19 protein-coding genes are annotated in these 16367 nt (G+C 40.9%); 15 read left to right on the top strand and 4 right to left on the bottom strand.

The annotated features are described in order from the left end of the window. Together DUT71_RS20385 and DUT71_RS13580 are read left to right on the top strand one after the other, a co-directional pair. Positions 1 to 288 (top strand): hypothetical protein (locus DUT71_RS20385; protein ID WP_205313946.1); only part of this gene is annotated, 288 nt, incomplete at its 5' end. A gap of 25 nt (positions 289 to 313) precedes the next feature. Further along, positions 314 to 1102, top strand: coding sequence for an acetolactate decarboxylase (locus DUT71_RS13580; protein WP_113663091.1), 789 nt, complete (start codon positions 314 to 316; stop codon positions 1100 to 1102). Between the two features lie 2 nt (positions 1103 to 1104). Here the strand turns inward: DUT71_RS13580 and DUT71_RS13585 are convergent, their stop codons facing one another. Together DUT71_RS13585 and DUT71_RS13590 are read right to left on the bottom strand one after the other, a co-directional pair. Further along, the gene (locus DUT71_RS13585; RefSeq protein ID WP_113663092.1) at positions 1105 to 2007 is read right to left on the bottom strand and encodes an MBL fold metallo-hydrolase; all 903 of its coding nucleotides are present in this window, start codon (positions 2005 to 2007) and stop codon (positions 1105 to 1107) included. A 59-nt stretch (positions 2008 to 2066) separates the two neighbouring features. After that, entirely contained in the window at positions 2067 to 2270 is a 204-nt protein-coding gene (locus DUT71_RS13590; RefSeq protein WP_113663093.1) for a hypothetical protein, read from the bottom strand. Between the two features lie 79 nt (positions 2271 to 2349). On the opposite strand from DUT71_RS13590, the gene DUT71_RS13595 reads away from it, so the two are divergent. The 3 genes from DUT71_RS13595 (at position 2350) to DUT71_RS13605 (ending at position 4128) form a co-directional block, all read left to right on the top strand. Then, entirely contained in the window at positions 2350 to 3006 is a 657-nt protein-coding gene (locus DUT71_RS13595) for an NAD(P)H-binding protein (protein ID WP_113663094.1), read from the top strand. A 63-nt stretch (positions 3007 to 3069) separates the two neighbouring features. Further along, positions 3070 to 3543 (top strand): YdeI/OmpD-associated family protein, encoded by a 474-nt coding sequence (locus tag DUT71_RS13600; RefSeq protein ID WP_113663095.1) that lies wholly within the window; start codon positions 3070 to 3072, stop codon positions 3541 to 3543. Positions 3544 to 3576: 33 nt separating this feature from the next. Beyond that, positions 3577 to 4128 carry a DNA-3-methyladenine glycosylase I gene (locus DUT71_RS13605; protein WP_113663096.1) on the top strand — a complete coding sequence of 184 codons (552 nt, stop codon included), beginning with the start codon at positions 3577 to 3579 and terminating at the stop codon, positions 4126 to 4128. Between the two features lie 200 nt (positions 4129 to 4328). Here DUT71_RS13605 and DUT71_RS13610 read toward each other — a convergent pair whose 3' ends face one another. Beyond that, the gene (locus DUT71_RS13610) at positions 4329 to 5477 is read right to left on the bottom strand and encodes a cysteine desulfurase family protein (RefSeq protein ID WP_113663097.1); all 1149 of its coding nucleotides are present in this window, start codon (positions 5475 to 5477) and stop codon (positions 4329 to 4331) included. Between the two features lie 94 nt (positions 5478 to 5571). Then, on the bottom strand, positions 5572 to 6960 hold the full coding sequence (gene glmM, locus DUT71_RS13615; protein ID WP_113663098.1) for a phosphoglucosamine mutase: 1389 nt from the start codon (positions 6958 to 6960) through the stop codon (positions 5572 to 5574). Between the two features lie 229 nt (positions 6961 to 7189). Between glmM and DUT71_RS13620 the strand changes: the two genes are divergently transcribed. The 10 genes from DUT71_RS13620 (at position 7190) to DUT71_RS13665 (ending at position 16360) form a co-directional block, all read left to right on the top strand. Continuing rightward, positions 7190 to 7921, top strand: coding sequence for a class I SAM-dependent methyltransferase (locus tag DUT71_RS13620; protein WP_113663099.1), 732 nt, complete (start codon positions 7190 to 7192; stop codon positions 7919 to 7921). Then, the gene (locus DUT71_RS13625) at positions 7918 to 8481 is read left to right on the top strand and encodes a phosphatase PAP2 family protein (protein ID WP_113663100.1); all 564 of its coding nucleotides are present in this window, start codon (positions 7918 to 7920) and stop codon (positions 8479 to 8481) included. Before DUT71_RS13620 ends, DUT71_RS13625 begins: the two co-directional genes overlap by 4 nt. Then, positions 8481 to 9203, top strand: a complete 723-nt coding sequence (locus tag DUT71_RS13630; protein ID WP_113663101.1) for a ZIP family metal transporter — start codon at positions 8481 to 8483, stop codon at positions 9201 to 9203. Before DUT71_RS13625 ends, DUT71_RS13630 begins: the two co-directional genes overlap by 1 nt. 123 nt (positions 9204 to 9326) lie before the next feature. After that, positions 9327 to 9989, top strand: coding sequence for a heme exporter protein CcmB (locus DUT71_RS13635; protein ID WP_113663102.1), 663 nt, complete (start codon positions 9327 to 9329; stop codon positions 9987 to 9989). 99 nt (positions 9990 to 10088) lie between these two features. Then, positions 10089 to 10751 carry a cytochrome c biogenesis protein CcsA gene (gene ccsA, locus DUT71_RS13640; RefSeq protein ID WP_113663103.1) on the top strand — a complete coding sequence of 221 codons (663 nt, stop codon included), beginning with the start codon at positions 10089 to 10091 and terminating at the stop codon, positions 10749 to 10751. Next, positions 10751 to 10969, top strand: a complete 219-nt coding sequence (locus DUT71_RS13645; protein WP_113663104.1) for a CcmD family protein — start codon at positions 10751 to 10753, stop codon at positions 10967 to 10969. Before ccsA ends, DUT71_RS13645 begins: the two co-directional genes overlap by 1 nt. Before the next feature lie 138 nt (positions 10970 to 11107). Continuing rightward, positions 11108 to 12529, top strand: coding sequence for a Glu/Leu/Phe/Val family dehydrogenase (locus tag DUT71_RS13650; RefSeq protein ID WP_113663105.1), 1422 nt, complete (start codon positions 11108 to 11110; stop codon positions 12527 to 12529). Between the two features lie 170 nt (positions 12530 to 12699). Continuing rightward, positions 12700 to 13131, top strand: coding sequence for a cytochrome c maturation protein CcmE domain-containing protein (locus DUT71_RS13655; protein WP_113663106.1), 432 nt, complete (start codon positions 12700 to 12702; stop codon positions 13129 to 13131). Continuing rightward, a complete protein-coding gene (locus DUT71_RS13660; RefSeq protein WP_113663107.1) occupies positions 13131 to 15599 on the top strand; it encodes a heme lyase CcmF/NrfE family subunit in 2469 nt (822 codons plus the stop codon). Before DUT71_RS13655 ends, DUT71_RS13660 begins: the two co-directional genes overlap by 1 nt. Then, positions 15599 to 16360 (top strand): Rossmann-like and DUF2520 domain-containing protein, encoded by a 762-nt coding sequence (locus DUT71_RS13665; protein ID WP_113663108.1) that lies wholly within the window; start codon positions 15599 to 15601, stop codon positions 16358 to 16360. Before DUT71_RS13660 ends, DUT71_RS13665 begins: the two co-directional genes overlap by 1 nt. Positions 16361 to 16367 lie beyond the last annotated feature (7 nt).

Raw genomic sequence — 16367 nt, forward strand, 5'->3', positions numbered from 1 at the left:
ATTTTTGAGAAGCAATGTTCGTCAGCTTTTCATCGCAGCATTAGTCCCGCTATCCGCTACAATCTTTTGCCAGGTTCGTCATTGCCGAAACAGAGCAATCTCAAGCAAAAGTATTTACGCTGCTATCGGGTTTATTCAACTTCGGCCTATGAAACTATGATAGAGCTGCCCGCCATTTTCGTTTATCAACCGCAACCCCGTACATACGGGATAAACATTCGCAAAGGAACGCACAGTTTAAAATGCAGTAAATCTGTAGAACGCATTAAATATTTTAAACTATCTTAGGTCTACAAATCAAATTAAACAACTAATGGCTTCTCGTTCAACGCTTCTAATTTTATGCTATTTCTTATCCAATCATTTATTTGCCCAAACCAGCAAGCCCAACCACCTTTACACTTTTGGTCATGCCAGCGCTTTTATTGGAGGTTTATACGATGCACACATCAGCTATGAACAAATAAAACCTTATGGAAATTTTGGATTGGGCGCCCCCGATAAGCTAGATGGAGAAATCGTCATTTTCAACAATAAGTTTTACCAAACACAATCCTCTGGAAAAACCTTTGAAGTTAAATACACCGAGAAGACTCCTTTTGTCATCATCAACAATTTCAAGAGCGATCAAACCATCAACAAAACAGGTCCTTTCACCAAAAGCCAGCTCTTTCAGTTTTTAGATAGCGTTTTAACCAAAAAGAACGGCATGTATGCCATACATATCAAAGCGAAATTTGCCTTCATAAAAACACGTGCATTTCCAACAATTACCCAAAAACCCTACCCACCCCTGGCACAACTGTTGCCTCTTCAGCATTTTTTTGCCTCACAGGATATTGAAGGTGATTTAATAGGGTATCGACTTCCAAGCTACATGGAAGGAGCAAATATTACTGGCTATCATTTCCACTTCCTTTCCAACGATAAAACCAAAGGAGGCCATTTAATCGATGTTATCCTCAACAACATGACCATCGAAATTGATGAACTGGATGGTTTTTCCGTTTTTCCGCCACCAACCGAAGCTTTTCAAAAATTTGATTTAGAAAAAGACCGCAGCAGCGAAGTAAAAGCAGTGGAACTGGGCAAGAAAAACTGAACCTATTTCACTGCTAATTCTGCGTAAGCCGCATTCAAGCTCCTCGCAATACCATCGCCCTGCCATTCTGGTGCACCAGGAATTTCCGTCGCTTTTAAAATGTCGTCCTTTGATTTTCCCGCTTTAATCTCTTTCCCCACAAAGTCAAGCAACGATTGCAGATAGTTCTTAAATGCCAATACATCGGCCTTGCCGCCCGTAATTTTTTCAGGATCGCGACTGTGCCCAAAAACAAACACAGTATCTTGATCAAATTGTGCTGTAATCCTATCTAAAACATTTACCCAGTTGGCAATATTTGCGCCATTGGCAGTATCAATAAACGGATAGCGGCGATTGAATACCAAATCGCCCAGATGGGCAATATTTGCATTTTCAAAATGATAAATGCTGTCGCCATTGGTATGACCAGGCCCAAAATAATAGGCCGTTATTTTTTCTGTGCCAACATTTGTTTTCCAGCCATCATTCCCAAAAGCAAGGTCAGGCAACAATTGCTTATCCAAACTGTTGGCTTTTTCGGCCGTAGCACGCTGATTTTTCAAGGAATTTTCATGTGCCACTACATGTTCTGCTAAGCCCCTAAAAGCAATATTCCCGCCCGTATGATCGCCATGATGATGGGTATTCAACAGATATTTAAAAGGTTTATTGCCTAGTTTCTTCAATTCTTCGATCACATGCGGCGCAGAATTTGGAAACTGCGAATCAACTACGGTAAAACCAGCTTGGCTGTTTAGCCAAGCAATAGTACCACCCTGTTCGGTAAAAACCCCCACGTTGTTCCGTAAAGGCTTAAACTGATAGGCCTGTTGAAAAATACCATGAGCAAAGGCGTTGGATTTATAAATAGAAAGCATGGCTAATGCCAAGGCTGATTGTTGGATGAATTGTCGACGTTCCATGATATGAAATAAAAAACCACGACTTAATTGCCGTGGCCTAAATTTAATAAATATGTTGATTAAAAACCGGTGCCCGGTGTAGTTCCAGGCTCATGGCCATCGCCAAGTGGCTCATGCTTGCGAGGATGTCTTTTACCAAAATTAGTATTGATCGTTGACGAGGAAGTACTTTCTATGTTTTCCTTGGTCCTGGTCGGTTTTGTTTCGTCAATATCAATCAGGTCGTTCCTCACTTTCTTTTCTTTCTTATCTTTATTTTCCATGATCTTTAAGTTTTTGGTACACTTGTTTAACAAAACTCATTTAGCGATTGTTTGTAACATAGCTATACTAATTTAACGGATGAAAAAGGCAATCTTATTTGGCGCCAGTGGCTTCGTTGGCAGTTATCTACTTCGTGATTTGCTACAAAACGATATTTATGAGGAAGTGATAATCGTAGTACGCAAACCTTTGGGACTGCAACATCCCAAATTAAAAACCATTATTGCCCACTATGAAACTTTAGCGCAGCATCAAAATGAACTCGTGGCCGATGAGGTCTTTATTGCATTGGGCACAACCAAGAAGAAAACTCCCGACGAGAAAATCTATTATCAAATAGACCACGATTATCCTGTATTGGCAGCACAGCTAACCAAAGCTAATGGCGCCAAATCTGTGCTTATGGTAAGTGCCGTGGGTGCCAACGTCAATTCTTCTATTTTCTACGTTAAAACAAAGGGCGAAACCGAAAGGGATGTCATTGCCGTTGGTTTTGAGCAAACGCATATTTTCCGGCCATCCATGATTATGGGCAACAGGGCAGAAAGCAGACCTCTGGAAAAAGTCTTTATCAATATTTTCAGTGTAGTAAATGTCTTATTGATTGGGAAACTGAATAAATATAAAGGCATTACTGCTTCAAATATTGCAAAAGCAATGTTGGCAGCAGCCCAGCGGCCTGCCGAAAAAGTAAAGTTTTACCACTGGAAAGAAATGCAGGAATTATTGCATTAATTTTTTCGGACTGCCATAGGGTTGTCAGTGCGAATTTTATTTTTGCCACAAATCACCTATCAAATGTCACCACAGAAACCACTTGTAGAAAAAGAATACCTCCTTAAAAAATTCAACGGGAAAGGTGGCTGGACTTTTATTGAACTCCCAGAAATAAAATCGGATAGGAAACGCTATTTTAGTTGGGTAAAAGTAAGCGGTTTTATCGACGACTATGAACTTCGGCATTACCCTTTGCAGTCTATGGGTAACGGCAATTTGTTTTTGCCTGTTAAAGCAGAAATACGCAAGCACATTAACAAACAAGCGGGAGATGTGGTGAGAGTGGTTTTATTTAGCGATATTGATACCGATACGAATATCACAGAAGAACTGAAAGCGTGTTTGGAAGAAGTTCCAGAAGCTTATGATAAATTCAGCACCCTTTCTGCAGGTAAGCAAAAAGCTTATATCGATTGGATTTCTGCCGCTAAAAACGACGACACTAAAGTTCAGCGCATTATCAGTACCATTGACCAAATTTTGGCATTAAAATAATCATTAGAAACAGCATTTAACGATCAACAAAATATGAGCTATTGTAGCGTTATCCCCAGCATGCAGCCCGACGAGCGCAGGGCCTTACATTCCAACTACCATGATAACCATTACGGTTTTCCCATTCACGACGATAATGAGCTTTTTGGAAGGTTAATTTTAGAGATTAACCAGGCTGGCTTAAGCTGGGAAACCATTTTAAAGAAAGAAGAGGGTTTTAGAAAAGCCTATGCCGGTTTCGATATTAAAAAAGTGGCGAATTTTAGCGAAACTGATCGAGAACGTTTATTGCAAGACCCTGGTATTATCCGCAATAAGTTAAAGGTAAATGCCGCCATTGAAAACGCTAAAACCATTCTACAACTGCAACAAGAATTTGGCAGTTTTGAGCAATGGCTGGAAAACCATCATCCTAAAACCAAAGCAGAATGGGTAAAGCTGTTTAAAAAGACTTTTAAGTTTACCGGAGGAGAAATTGTGGGCGAGTTTTTAATGAGCATTGGCTTTTTGCCAGGTGCGCATGATGCCAGTTGTCCTGTTCATGGGAAAGTGTTAAAGAGCAATCCGAAGTGGGTTAATCAGTAAATGTATCATATGCAATAAACCTTTTAGGTTTTAACATCCTTTCACGATGAGTTCTGAAGGTAGTCAACATTGCAAGCAAACCTCGTAGGTTTTAAAAACCTACGAGGTTTAAAGATTCCTCGTTCCTTGGAATGACCGCGAAAACCAACAAAAAAGGGAAATCTTTTCAGATCTCCCTTTTTTATGGATCAATATTCAGCTTAGGCCAAAGCATTCTGCTTTACAACCATTTTAACTTTCTCCAACGTATAGTCAATTTCTTCTTTAGTGGTGTATTTACTAAATGAGAAACGAACCGCAGGACGATTTGGATCGGCTTTGATGCCATTAAGTACGTGCGAACCGATATTAGAACCCGATGAGCAGGCACTGCCACCAGAAGCGCAGATACCGTTAATATCCAAGTTGAACAACAGCATATCCGCCATTTCCATTTCAGGGAAAGATACGTTCAACACGGTGTACAAACTTTTATCCGCATCGGTTTCGCCGTTGAAAGAAATCCCAGGAATTTCGGCAATCAGCTGCTGCTTCATGTAGTCCTTTAAACCTTGTATATGGCTTTGGTGCTGTTCCATTTCGGCATAGGCAATTTCCAGTGCTTTGGCCAAACCCACAATGCCATACACATTTTCGGTCCCACCACGCATGTTGCGCTCTTGTGCACCACCATAAATCATTGGCGGAATTTTAATGCTATTGTTCACATATAAAAATCCTACACCTTTTGGCCCGTGCAATTTATGTGCCGCACAAACAACAAAGTGGGCCTTCAGTTTGCGCACATCATGTTGGTAATGGCCCATCGTTTGCACCGTATCGGCATGGTAAATGGCATTATATTTTTCACATAAATCGCCTACTTTCTCCATGTCGGTTAAAGTACCCAACTCGTTATTGGCATGCATTAAAGAAACAAAACTGCGTTCATTGCTCTGCAAAAGCTCCTCTAAATGGGCATAGTCTATATTCCCTTTTTCATCGATATTTACAAAACTAAGTTTATCTATCACGCCATCTTTAAGCAACATGTTCAAGGTATGCTCTACCGCATGGTGTTCAATGGTAGAGGTAATGGCATGTTTAATCCCATAAGCGGCAATTCCGCAACGAATGGCGGTATTATCTGCTTCGGTACCGCCTGAGGTAAAGAAAACTTCCGAAGGCGACGCATTAAGCAGTGTAGCTACCGTTTTGCGTGCTTTCTCTACCAAGGTCCTTACCTCGCGGCCCAGCGCATGTATGGCAGAAGGATTTCCGTAGTAATTTTGCATTACATTGGTCATTTCTTCTATTACAGCAGGATCCAGTGGCGTAGTTGCTGCATTATCTAAATAAACTCGTTTCATTTTTATGTGTGTTAGTTAGTATTTTTCAGTGGTTAGGTATCAATGGCTAGGCCTTGGTAGTTAGTTTATCTAATTCCTAGTATCAAAACCCACGCTAGTTGATCTGTAATATTTCTTTAATATCAGAGATGATTTTTTGTGCTAAGTTTTCTGCGGTAGTCTCGTTTTCGGCCTCGCTGTAAATACGGATAATTGGCTCTGTATTCGATCGACGCAAATGCACCCATTCTTTATCAAATTCGATTTTAAGCCCGTCAATGGTGCTATGAGGTTGTTTTTGGTATTTTTCTTGCACTTTCTCCAACAACAGGTCAATGTCCATTTCTGGAGTGAGGGTGATTTTGTTTTTTGAAATATGGTAAGCTGGATAACTTGCCCTTAGGATAGAAATAGGTTTACCAAATTTAGCCAAATGAGACAAGAAAAGTGCAATTCCTACCAGCGCATCTCTACCGTAGTGAGATTCTGGATAGATGATTCCTCCATTTCCTTCGCCCCCAATGATGGCATTAGTGGCCTTCATCTGATTCACCACGTTTACTTCACCAACAGCCGCCGCATTGTATGCCATGCCTGCTTTCTCGGTCACATCTCTTAATGCTCGGGTAGAAGAAAGATTGGAAACCGTATTGCCTGGCGTATGTTTCAGCACATAATCAGCTACGGCAACCAAGGTATATTCCTCGCCAAACATCGAGCCATCTTCGTTTACAAAGCACAGCCTGTCCACATCTGGGTCAACCACAATCCCTAAATCAGCATTTTTTTGCTGTACAACTTTGGCAATTTCAGTTAAATTTTCGGGTAGCGGCTCAGGGTTGTGCGGAAATTGTCCGTTAGGTTCACAATAAAGCTCATAAACGGTATCAACGCCCAAAGCTTTCAATAAAGGTGGCAGAAAAATCCCTCCTGTGGAGTTCACACAGTCAATAGCTACCTTAAAGCTGGCCTTCTTAATGGCCTCAACATCAACCAAAGGAAGCGCCAAAATCGCATCGATATGTTTTTGGATATAAGTATCGTTTTTAATTACCTGTCCCAAGTGGTCTACTTCGGCAAAGCTGAAATCTGAATTTTCGGCAATGTCCAGTACTTCTTTTCCATCGGCATCGCTAATGAATTCGCCTTTGGCGTTTAAAAGCTTTAAAGCATTCCATTGTTTTGGGTTGTGGCTAGCCGTTAAAATAATTCCACCAGCAGCTTTTTCCATAGGTACGGCAATCTCCACGGTAGGCGTAGTAGAAAGTCCCAGATCAATCACTTCTATGCCCAAACCCTGCAAGGTGCCCACCACCAGGTTGTTTACCATTTCGCCAGAGATACGTGCATCACGCCCAATAACAATCCTTTTATGTGCTGCTTTGCTAATTACCCATGAACCAAAAGCAGCCGTAAATTTTACAATATCAATGGGGGTTAAACCTTCGCCAGCCTTGCCGCCAATAGTTCCCCTAATGCCTGAGATAGATTTTATTAAAGTCAAGTCTTCTATTTTTCGTCAAAATTAAGAAAAATAAATGCTTTAACTTTAGCTTAATTATCATGATTTTGAAATTTAAACTTCAAGTAAATCTATGAGTTAAGTAGTTGATAGCTCTTGCCAATGGCTTTTGTTTAGCGTATTTTTGGGCGTGCAAACAAGATAAGCCGCAACATTTTATTGCAACATTATTGCACAAACACTATATTTGTCGTCCTAAATTTGAATAGAAATGCAACGCAAATGGTTTCAGTACTGGTTTAACTCGCCCTATTACCACATTCTTTACGGCAACAGAAATGATGAAGAGGCGGAGCTGCTCATCGATAATCTACTGGCCCATTTAAAGCCAAGTGTGGATAGCAAAATTATCGATATTGCTTGCGGCAGAGGCCGGCACTCCATTTACCTCAATAAAAAGGGATACGATGTAACGGGCATTGACCTTTCTGAGCAGAACATTAAATATGCGCAGCAGTTTGAGCAAAAGAACCTGCATTTTTATGTACATGATATGCGCAAGCTGTCGTACATCAATTATTTTGACATCGCACTCAACCTGTTTACCAGTTTTGGCTATTTCGAAACGGAGAAAGACCATGTAAATGCACTGAAAGCTTTCAGAAAAAGTTTGAAGGCTGATGGTACTTTTGTGATTGACTATTTCAATACGCAGAAAATCCTCAAAAACCTTACTAATCAGGAAATCAAGACCGTTGATGGCATTGAGTTTCACCTGCACAAATTTGTGGCCGACGGAAAAATCATCAAACATATTAATTTCGAGCACAAACTAAAGGATTATGCTTTTGAAGAGCGTGTACAGGCATTTTTATTGAGTGATTTCGAAAACATGCTTGAGAAAGCTGGCATGCAGATCATCGAAAAATTTGGCAACTACCATCTGGAAGAGTTTGATGAACTGAAATCTGACCGTTTGATTCTTATTTGCAAAAAAGCATGATGCAAGAACTTTTACAGTTTGATACCGAGTTATTTTTAAAGATACACCGTGGTTTGAGCAATGGCTTTTTCGATTGGCTGATGCCTTTGTTGCGCAATCGCTTTTTTTGGTCGCCGCTGTATTTGTTTATCGTAATTTTCTGTATCAAGCAGTATAAAAAAGCAGGCCTTTACATTATTGGCGGCGTATTGCTAACATTTGCCCTGGGCGATATGATTTCGTCGAGGATCATTAAGCCAAATGTAAACCGCACCAGGCCCTGCAACGAAGTCCGTTTGGCTGATCAAATTATACACAGGGTACCCTGCGGTAGCGGCAAAAGCTTTCCTTCTTCGCACGCCACCAACCATTTTGGTATTGCGGTATTTTTAATTGGTGTTTTTTACCGAAAGTGGAAACCTATTTTACCTATCGGCATTTTATGGGCGTGTTCTATCAGCTTTGCGCAAGTATATGTAGGCGTACACTACCCTATCGATGTTTTTTGCGGCAGCCTACTCGGAATTAGTTTAGGATTGCTCACTACATTTATCTATCATAAAATAAAACCAGCTCAATAATGGAAATTTGGAAATTTTCGGTTTTGTTCTTTTCTGCCTTTTTAGGAGGGTTGGCCATTTTTTTGGTTAAAAACGATAAATCGCAGCTTCTAAAACTAATCTTGTCCTTTAGTGGTGCTTATTTATTTTCCATCACCGTGTTGCATCTTATTCCCGATGCCTACAGCGGCAACGATGGGCACGAGATTGGCATCTATATTCTGATTGGTTTTTTGCTACAGGTTTTCTTGGAGCAGTTTTCGGAAGGTGTTGAACATGGGCATATCCATAAGCATCATCATGAGCATTCTTTTCCTTACGGGATCATGATCAGTTTATGTTTGCATGCTTTTTTAGAGGGGATGCCTCTGGCCAAAGACCATCACAACGAGTTTATCTTTGGCATAGCACTGCACCACATACCAGCAGCTTTTGCTTTAGCCAGTATCTTGTTACAAAACCATATTAAAAAAGGCTCCATTATTTCCTTACTGATTTTATTTGCCGTAATGGCACCTTTGGGCTACTGGGTAAGTTTAGGATTAAGCAACGGAAGTTTGGGAGGAATTGAAGCCTATTTCAATAAAATCATGGGGATTGTGATCGGTATTTTCCTTCATATATCTACCACCATTTTATTTGAATCAAGTGCCGATCATAAAATCAACAAACGCAAAATGCTGGCCGTATTATTGGGCATAGGCGTAGCGCTGATTGGTTTTTATGCAGGACACGGGCATTAACCCCTCTCTGTCCGTTGGGCAAGGTAAAGAGCTACCTCGGGAGCAACTTGCCTCAATAATTTATGACATTTTAACCAAAGTCCCCTTTAGGGGATTTAGGGGTTAATTTCTATCTTTGCCACAATGCACTTAGCTCAACAGGTAAAACATTTAATCAAAAAGGAAATCATTTTAGAGTGGCGATCCAAGTACGCCCTTAATGGGGTGTTGCTCTATGTCGTTTCTACCGTTTTTGTTTGTTTCATGTCATTCCAAATTATTGATAAGATTACCTGGAACGCACTTTTTTGGATCATCATGCTTTTTGCATCCATTAACGCCATTGCCAAAAGCTTTCTTCAGGAAAGTAGAGGCCGGCAGTTATATATCTACACTTTAGTAAGCCCCGTAGCCCTAATTATTGCCAAAACCATCTACAACAGCTTGTTAATGATGATCCTTACGGTAATTGCTCTGGCATTTTATAGCTTGGTATTTGCACCCAACCAAGATATTGACATTTTAATGTACCTATTAGCCGCTGTATTGGGCAGTTTAAGCTTTTCCACCATTTTTACCATGGTATCGGCCATTGCCTCAAAAACTGGCAACGGAGGAATGCTAATGGCGATTTTAAGCTTCCCCATCATTATCCCCGTACTAATTGTACTAATCAAATTTGCCAAAAATGCGATGGACGGATTGGATAGAAGCGTGAGTTTAGATGAAATTGGCCTTTTGGCCTTGATAAATGTAATGGTGATGACAGTTGCTTTATTGTTATTTCCTTACCTTTGGCGAGATTAAAAACAAATGATTAAATGAAAGGATTAGTGAATGCTTGTTTTTTAGCGCCCCACACTATCCAATCATTCAAAATTCATTCAATCAATAATTATAAACCGTATGTATAAAACCTGGTGGAAAATATTAGCCGCTGTTTTAGTAGTGTATACCGCAATTGCGGGTTTATTGTTAGAAGTACCGCGATTGGCGATCTTAAATGAGACCATCCGAAATTTGTATTTCCACGTGCCCATGTGGTTTGCCATGGTGGTGCTATTTACCATCTCTGTTTTCTATAGCATAAAATCTTTAAGCACGCAAAGCGAAGCTGATGATATTAGAGCTGTAGAAAGTGCCAATGCCGGGATTATCTTTGGCGTGCTAGGCATTATCACCGGAGCGGTTTGGGCCAAATTTACCTGGGGCCAATTTTGGAGCTTCGATCCAAAACAGAACTTCGCAGCCATTTCGCTGCTGCTTTACTTTGCCTATTTTGTATTGAGAAATGCGATAGACGAAGAGCAGAAAAGAGCCAAAATTGCGGCAATCTACAATATTTTTGCTTTTCCAATGATGGTAGTACTCCTATTTGTATTGCCACGTCTACAGGATTCGCTACACCCCGGCAACGGTGGCAACCCAGGCTTTAACAGCTACGATTTGGACAGTCGCATGCGCTTGGTATTTTACCCAGCCTGCTTGGGCTGGATTTTGGTAGGCTATTGGGTCTACACTTTACGATTCAGAATAAAAACATTAGAAAATAAACACAACAATTTGTAATGAAGAAGATTTTAACCATACTCATTCTCCTTTTTTCATCGCTCAACCTGCTAGCTCAAAATAGCGATATCGAAATGGCCGACAAGCTGCGTGCTGATGGAAAAATTTATATTGTAGTGATTTGTATCGTCATTATTTTGGCAGGCCTGCTATTTTATCTTTTCACCTTAGACAAACGTTTGAAATTGTTGGAAAAAAAATCAACCAGCAAAAACTAATTTTAAATGCATTAGGCACGTTTTTTTGAACCAAAATGCAATAGTGTTTACCATACACTAAGCAAAATATTCTTGCAAGAATGGTTTATTTTACTGCAATTTTGCACCCGTAAAAGCATAAAACCAAAATTCAAAAAAATGGCTAGTACAGCAAATGAAACAAGTTTTTTCAGCGATGTCTGCAAGAACTTTGACAACGCCGCCAAATTCACCTCACACCCTGAAGGTTTATTGGCACAAATTAAAGCATGTAACAGTGTATACCGTTTCCAATTTCCTATTCGCAGAGGAAACGGATTTGAAGTAATTGACGCATGGCGTGTAGAGCACTCGCACCACATGAGCCCTACCAAGGGTGGTATTCGTTACAGTGACATGGTTAACGAAGATGAGGTGATGGCTCTAGCAGCGCTGATGACCTATAAATGTGCCATCGTAAATGTACCATTTGGTGGTGCAAAAGGCGGTATCTGCATCAACCCTAAGAATTATACCGTTGCCGAATTAGAAACCATTACACGCCGTTATACTACAGAGTTAATCAAGAAAAACTTTATTGGCCCAGGTATCGACGTGCCTGCTCCCGATTATGGATCGGGAGAGCGTGAAATGAGCTGGATTGCAGATACGTATATGACCATGAACCCGGGCTCTTTGGATGCCCTTGGCTGTGTGACAGGAAAACCTATCGCATTGCACGGTATCCGTGGACGCAAAGAAGCCACCGGCCGTGGGGTTGCCTACGCCGTTCGCGAGTGCGTAAGCCATGCTGACGACATGAAAAAGCTAGGCCTTACCGCGGGTTTGGCCGACAAAAAAATCATTGTACAAGGTTTGGGTAACGTAGGTTACCACTCGGCTAAATTCTTAACTGAATTTGGCGGCACCATTGTAGGGGTTTGCGAATTTGAAGGTGCAATATACAACGCAAACGGACTTAACATCGACGAGGTTTTTGCGCACCGTAAAAACACCGGTTCAATTTTAGGTTTCCCAGGCGCTACAGATTTCAAAAACTCTAAAGAAGGTTTGGAACAGCCATGTGACATCTTGGTTCCTGCCGCTTTAGAAAACCAAATCACCGCCGAAAACATCCGCAACATCAAAGCTAAGGTAATTGCCGAAGGCGCAAATGGACCATGTACACCAGAAGCCGAGGAAATCTTCACTGAAATGGGCGGCATCATTATCCCAGATATGTATTGCAACGCCGGTGGTGTAACCGTTTCCTATTTCGAGTGGTTGAAAAACCTTTCGCACGTAGCTTTTGGCCGCATGGAAAATCGCTATGCAGAAAACTCAAATGCTAATTTGATCAATACCCTGGAAAGCCTTACCGGAAAAACCATCCCGGCTGAGCACCGTTTAATGATTGTTAAAGGGGCATCAGAACTGGAACTGGTAAACTCTGGTTTAGAAGATACCATGATCCACTCCTACCGCGAGATTAGGCAAACTCTGATTGACAAACCAGAAGTTAAAACCTTAAGAACTGCTGCTTTTGTAAATTCGATCGACAAAATTGCCGTTTCTTACATGAATTTAGGCGTTTGGCCATAGATTGGTTCTAAATAACACACAAAGCCCCGTAATTAATCTGTTACGGGGCTTTTTTGTTTATCAATTAATTGTCAAGATATAGATAAATGGAGTAGCATAATGCCCTAGCCTATATAGTTTTCCTATCTTTGTTGACTGTATTTTAAATCATACCAACACCATTTGTACAGATGAGAAAAAGTGCCATCATCGGTTTAATTACCATTGCTATTTGCATAGGCTTTTTAGTTAGCCTAAATGCCGACACCGACTCTTACGCAAACTTCAATGAAGCTGCCGAATCACAAAAAGAAGAACACGTGATGGGCTATTGGGAAAAAGACAAAGGCATGTACTATGATGCCGTTAAAGACCCTAACCATTTTGCGTTTTATATGAAGGATGAAAAAGGCACCGTAAACAAGGTGGTGCTTAACGGCTCCAAGCCTCAGGATTTTGAGCGCTCTGAAAAATTGGTATTGATTGGAAAAATGGAAAACAACACTTTCTACGCTTCAAAGATTTTAATGAAATGTCCTTCAAAATACAATGATAATATGGTTGAAGTAAACCAGGACGGGACAGTTAAAGAGATAAAGGGGACAAAAGAATCAAAATCTTAATGGATATACAGTTTATTGGAGAGAACCTCCTTCCGGGCAAGATAGGCCAATTTTTCATCGTACTTTCGTTTGGCGCATCACTACTTTCAACCATTGCCTATTTTTTTGCTACAAAAAACAAAAATCTAGAAGACAAATCATGGACCAGAATTGGCAGAATAGGCTTTTGGACCAACGCCATCAGTATTATTGGTATAGGAGCTACCTTATTCTACCTGATCTTAAATCACTACAACGAATACAACTACGTTTATTCACACTCTTCAAAGGAACTCCCTGTTTATTATATCGTTTCTGCATTTTGGCAAGGACAGGAAGGTAGTTTTTGGCTTTGGGCATTGTGGCAAACCGTTTTGGGCCTAATCCTAATCTTTAGGGCTAAATCATGGGAAAATGGGGTAATGACCATCATTGCGCTTTCCCAAACCTTTTTAGCTTCAATGCTTTTAGGGGTTGATGTTTTAGGCCTCCGTGTAGGTTCTTCGCCTTTTATCTTATTAAGAGATGCGATGGACCTAAAGTCTATGGCACCTATTTTTGCCGATCCGGAAAATTATAAAAACTATTTGAGTTTCATTACCGATGGCCGTGGCTTAAACCCGCTGCTGCAAAACTATTGGATGGTAATACACCCTCCAACCCTATTTTTAGGTTTCGCCAGTATGATCGTTCCTTTTGCTTACGGCATTACGGCGCTTTGGCAAAAACGTTATAAAGAATGGGTTAAACCGGTATTGCCTTGGGTATCATTTGCGGTAATGATTTTGGGCACGGGAATTATCATGGGTTCTTTTTGGGCCTACGAAGCGCTTAATTTCGGTGGCTTTTGGGCCTGGGATCCAGTAGAAAATGCTTCTATCATTCCCTGGCTTACCTTAATTGGTGGTTTGCACGTTATCATTGCCTATAAAAATACCGGCCATGCTTATTTTACGGCAATGGCCTTAATCCTGGTAAGTTTCATCTTGGTTTTATACGCATCGTTTTTAACCAGGAGCGGTATTTTGGGCGAAACTTCCGTACACTCATTCACCGACCTAGGGATGTTTGGCCAATTGGTTTCCTATATTGTAGTCTTTTTGGGCATTGCCGTTTTCTTTGTTGCTTGGCGGTGGAAAGAACTTCCCATCACCCACAAAGACGAAGAAACTTATTCACGTGAATTTTGGATGTTTATTGGCGCATTGGTGGTTACTGTTTCTTGTATCCACATCATTTTTGCCACCTCGGTACCGGTATTTAATGCCGCCTTTGGCACCAACTACGCTCCTATTAAAGATGCCGTAAAGTTTTATAACCAATGGCAGGCGCCTTTTGCGGTGTTAATTGCGTTGATTTCTGGCTTTTCCCAATTCCTTAAATACAAACGTACCGACCCCCGCAAGTTCTACAGCAGTTTAATTTCTTCGGTGGTATTTGCTATGGTAATTACCGCTGCCATGGTGTGGGTAACGGGTATTTACACCAACTTAATGTACATTATCCTTACTTTTAGCTGTATTTTCGCCATACTGGCCAACGCCAGATTGCTAACCGGCATTTTCACCAAAAAAGGAAGCAAATTGGCTGGTTCGGCCATTGCACACATCGGCTTTGCCCTTTTATTAATTGGTGCTTTGATTGCCGCGGCCACCAGCAACCCAATTTCCATCAACGAAACTAATTTTATCCCGGTTAAGGACTTCGAAAAAGCGGCCAAACCAGGTGAAAATATCATGCTTTATAAAAACGAGCCCAAAAAAATGGGCAAATACACCGTTACTTATGTAAGCGATACCACCATTCAGCCAAATACCTATTATAAACTTAACTTTAGGGTAATTGACGAGCAAACAGGTAAAGTAAAAGAAGATTTTTCTGTTAACCCCAGCATTCAGGAAAATGATAGAATGGGCTTAATTGCTTCTCCAGATACCAAACATTACCTGTTAAAAGATATTTATACCCACATTACCAGTGCGGCGCAGAAAAAAGAAGAGCATGCCGACCACGAAGGGCATACGGAAGATGAAAACTACAAAGCTCCCCGTATTGTAACTTTAAAGGTGGGTGATACCGTACATACCAGCAGCGGTGTGTTAACGGTAAAAGCACTGAATAACAAACCTGTGGTTAGGGACCTTAAAATAGAGCAGGAAGATTTAGCGGTAAGCCTGCCGTTGGAAATTAACGTAAGCGGCAAAATTTACCATGCCGAGCCGTTGTTCCTGATCAAGGGCAACAATACCTTTGATTTTGCCCGCAAAATTGACGAACTAGGTTTAAGGGTTAGGTTTACCAGGATTATTCCCGACCAAGACAGGTTTGAACTTCAGATTTTCGAGAAACCTCAGCAAGCAAAAGATTGGGTGGTGTTCAAATCCATCGAATTTCCTTATATCAACTTATACTGGATTGGCACCATTGTGATGGTAATTGGTTTCTTGATGTCTATCTTCAGACGGAAAAAAGAACTGAAAACTGATTAATGAGAGCGTCCATCATAGGTTCGGGAAATGTAGCTACACACTTAGCCAAAGCTTTACACCAAGCCCAAGTAGAAATACATGGCATTTGGTCGCACCAATTTGAAAACGCCGTACTATTGGCCAAACAAGTTGGGGCAAAGGCTGTCCGCCAGATTTCCGAAATCATCCAGGATGAAAGTGATATCGTTTTAATTTCAGTTAAAGATGATGCCATTGCCGAAGTTGCCGCACAGCTAAGAAACTATCGCGGTATTGTGGCCCATACTTCGGGGGCAATTGCTTTAAATGCCTTGAGCGGAAATGCTAATTACGGGGTGTTTTATCCATTGCAAACTTTTTCAAAACATAAGAACTTGGATTTTTCACAGGTGCCATTGTGTTTGGAAGCCAACACCAACCAAAACCTGCAGCAATTGAAAATGCTGGCGGCGCTGCTCAGCAATAGTGTTTTTGAGGTGGATACCGAGCAGCGGAAAATATTGCACCTTGCTGCCGTTTTTGCCTGTAATTTCCCCAACTATCTCTATGGCGTTGCCCAACAATTGCTGGCACAACACCAACTTGATTTTGACATCATCAGGCCTTTAATTGCCGAAACTGCCCAAAAGGTACAAACGGCGCTACCTATTGAAATGCAAACTGGCCCGGCGATTAGAAATGACCAACAGACCCTAAAAAAACATGAAGATTTGCTTAAAGGGCATGCTGATTGGTTAACGATTTATAAACTATTGAGCGAGCAGATTAAAAAAAACAGATAATACCGTT

It is taken from the genome of Pedobacter nanyangensis, from assembly GCF_003313505.1.
GTDB classification, from domain to species: domain Bacteria; phylum Bacteroidota; class Bacteroidia; order Sphingobacteriales; family Sphingobacteriaceae; genus Pedobacter; species Pedobacter nanyangensis.

Bases quoted from the DNA above. Each gene is read 5' to 3' on its own strand.
- DUT71_RS13645 (WP_113663104.1), top strand. From the start codon at position 10,751: ATGAAGAAGATTTTAACCATACTCATTCTCCTTTTTTCATCGCTCAAC.
- DUT71_RS13665 (WP_113663108.1), top strand. From the start codon at position 15,599: ATGAGAGCGTCCATCATAGGTTCGGGAAATGTAGCTACACACTTAGCC.
- DUT71_RS13580 (WP_113663091.1), top strand. From the start codon at position 314: ATGGCTTCTCGTTCAACGCTTCTAATTTTATGCTATTTCTTATCCAAT.
- DUT71_RS13635 (WP_113663102.1), top strand. From the start codon at position 9,327: ATGCACTTAGCTCAACAGGTAAAACATTTAATCAAAAAGGAAATCATT.
- DUT71_RS13655 (WP_113663106.1), top strand. From the start codon at position 12,700: ATGAGAAAAAGTGCCATCATCGGTTTAATTACCATTGCTATTTGCATA.
- DUT71_RS13585 (WP_113663092.1), bottom strand. From the start codon at position 2,007: ATGGAACGTCGACAATTCATCCAACAATCAGCCTTGGCATTAGCCATG.
- DUT71_RS13600 (WP_113663095.1), top strand. From the start codon at position 3,070: ATGTCACCACAGAAACCACTTGTAGAAAAAGAATACCTCCTTAAAAAA.
- DUT71_RS13590 (WP_113663093.1), bottom strand. From the start codon at position 2,270: ATGGAAAATAAAGATAAGAAAGAAAAGAAAGTGAGGAACGACCTGATT.
- DUT71_RS13605 (WP_113663096.1), top strand. From the start codon at position 3,577: ATGAGCTATTGTAGCGTTATCCCCAGCATGCAGCCCGACGAGCGCAGG.
- DUT71_RS13620 (WP_113663099.1), top strand. From the start codon at position 7,190: ATGCAACGCAAATGGTTTCAGTACTGGTTTAACTCGCCCTATTACCAC.
- DUT71_RS13660 (WP_113663107.1), top strand. From the start codon at position 13,131: ATGGATATACAGTTTATTGGAGAGAACCTCCTTCCGGGCAAGATAGGC.
- DUT71_RS13630 (WP_113663101.1), top strand. From the start codon at position 8,481: ATGGAAATTTGGAAATTTTCGGTTTTGTTCTTTTCTGCCTTTTTAGGA.
- DUT71_RS13625 (WP_113663100.1), top strand. From the start codon at position 7,918: ATGATGCAAGAACTTTTACAGTTTGATACCGAGTTATTTTTAAAGATA.
- DUT71_RS13595 (WP_113663094.1), top strand. From the start codon at position 2,350: ATGAAAAAGGCAATCTTATTTGGCGCCAGTGGCTTCGTTGGCAGTTAT.
- DUT71_RS13650 (WP_113663105.1), top strand. From the start codon at position 11,108: ATGGCTAGTACAGCAAATGAAACAAGTTTTTTCAGCGATGTCTGCAAG.
- DUT71_RS13610 (WP_113663097.1), bottom strand. From the start codon at position 5,477: ATGAAACGAGTTTATTTAGATAATGCAGCAACTACGCCACTGGATCCT.
- ccsA (WP_113663103.1), top strand. From the start codon at position 10,089: ATGTATAAAACCTGGTGGAAAATATTAGCCGCTGTTTTAGTAGTGTAT.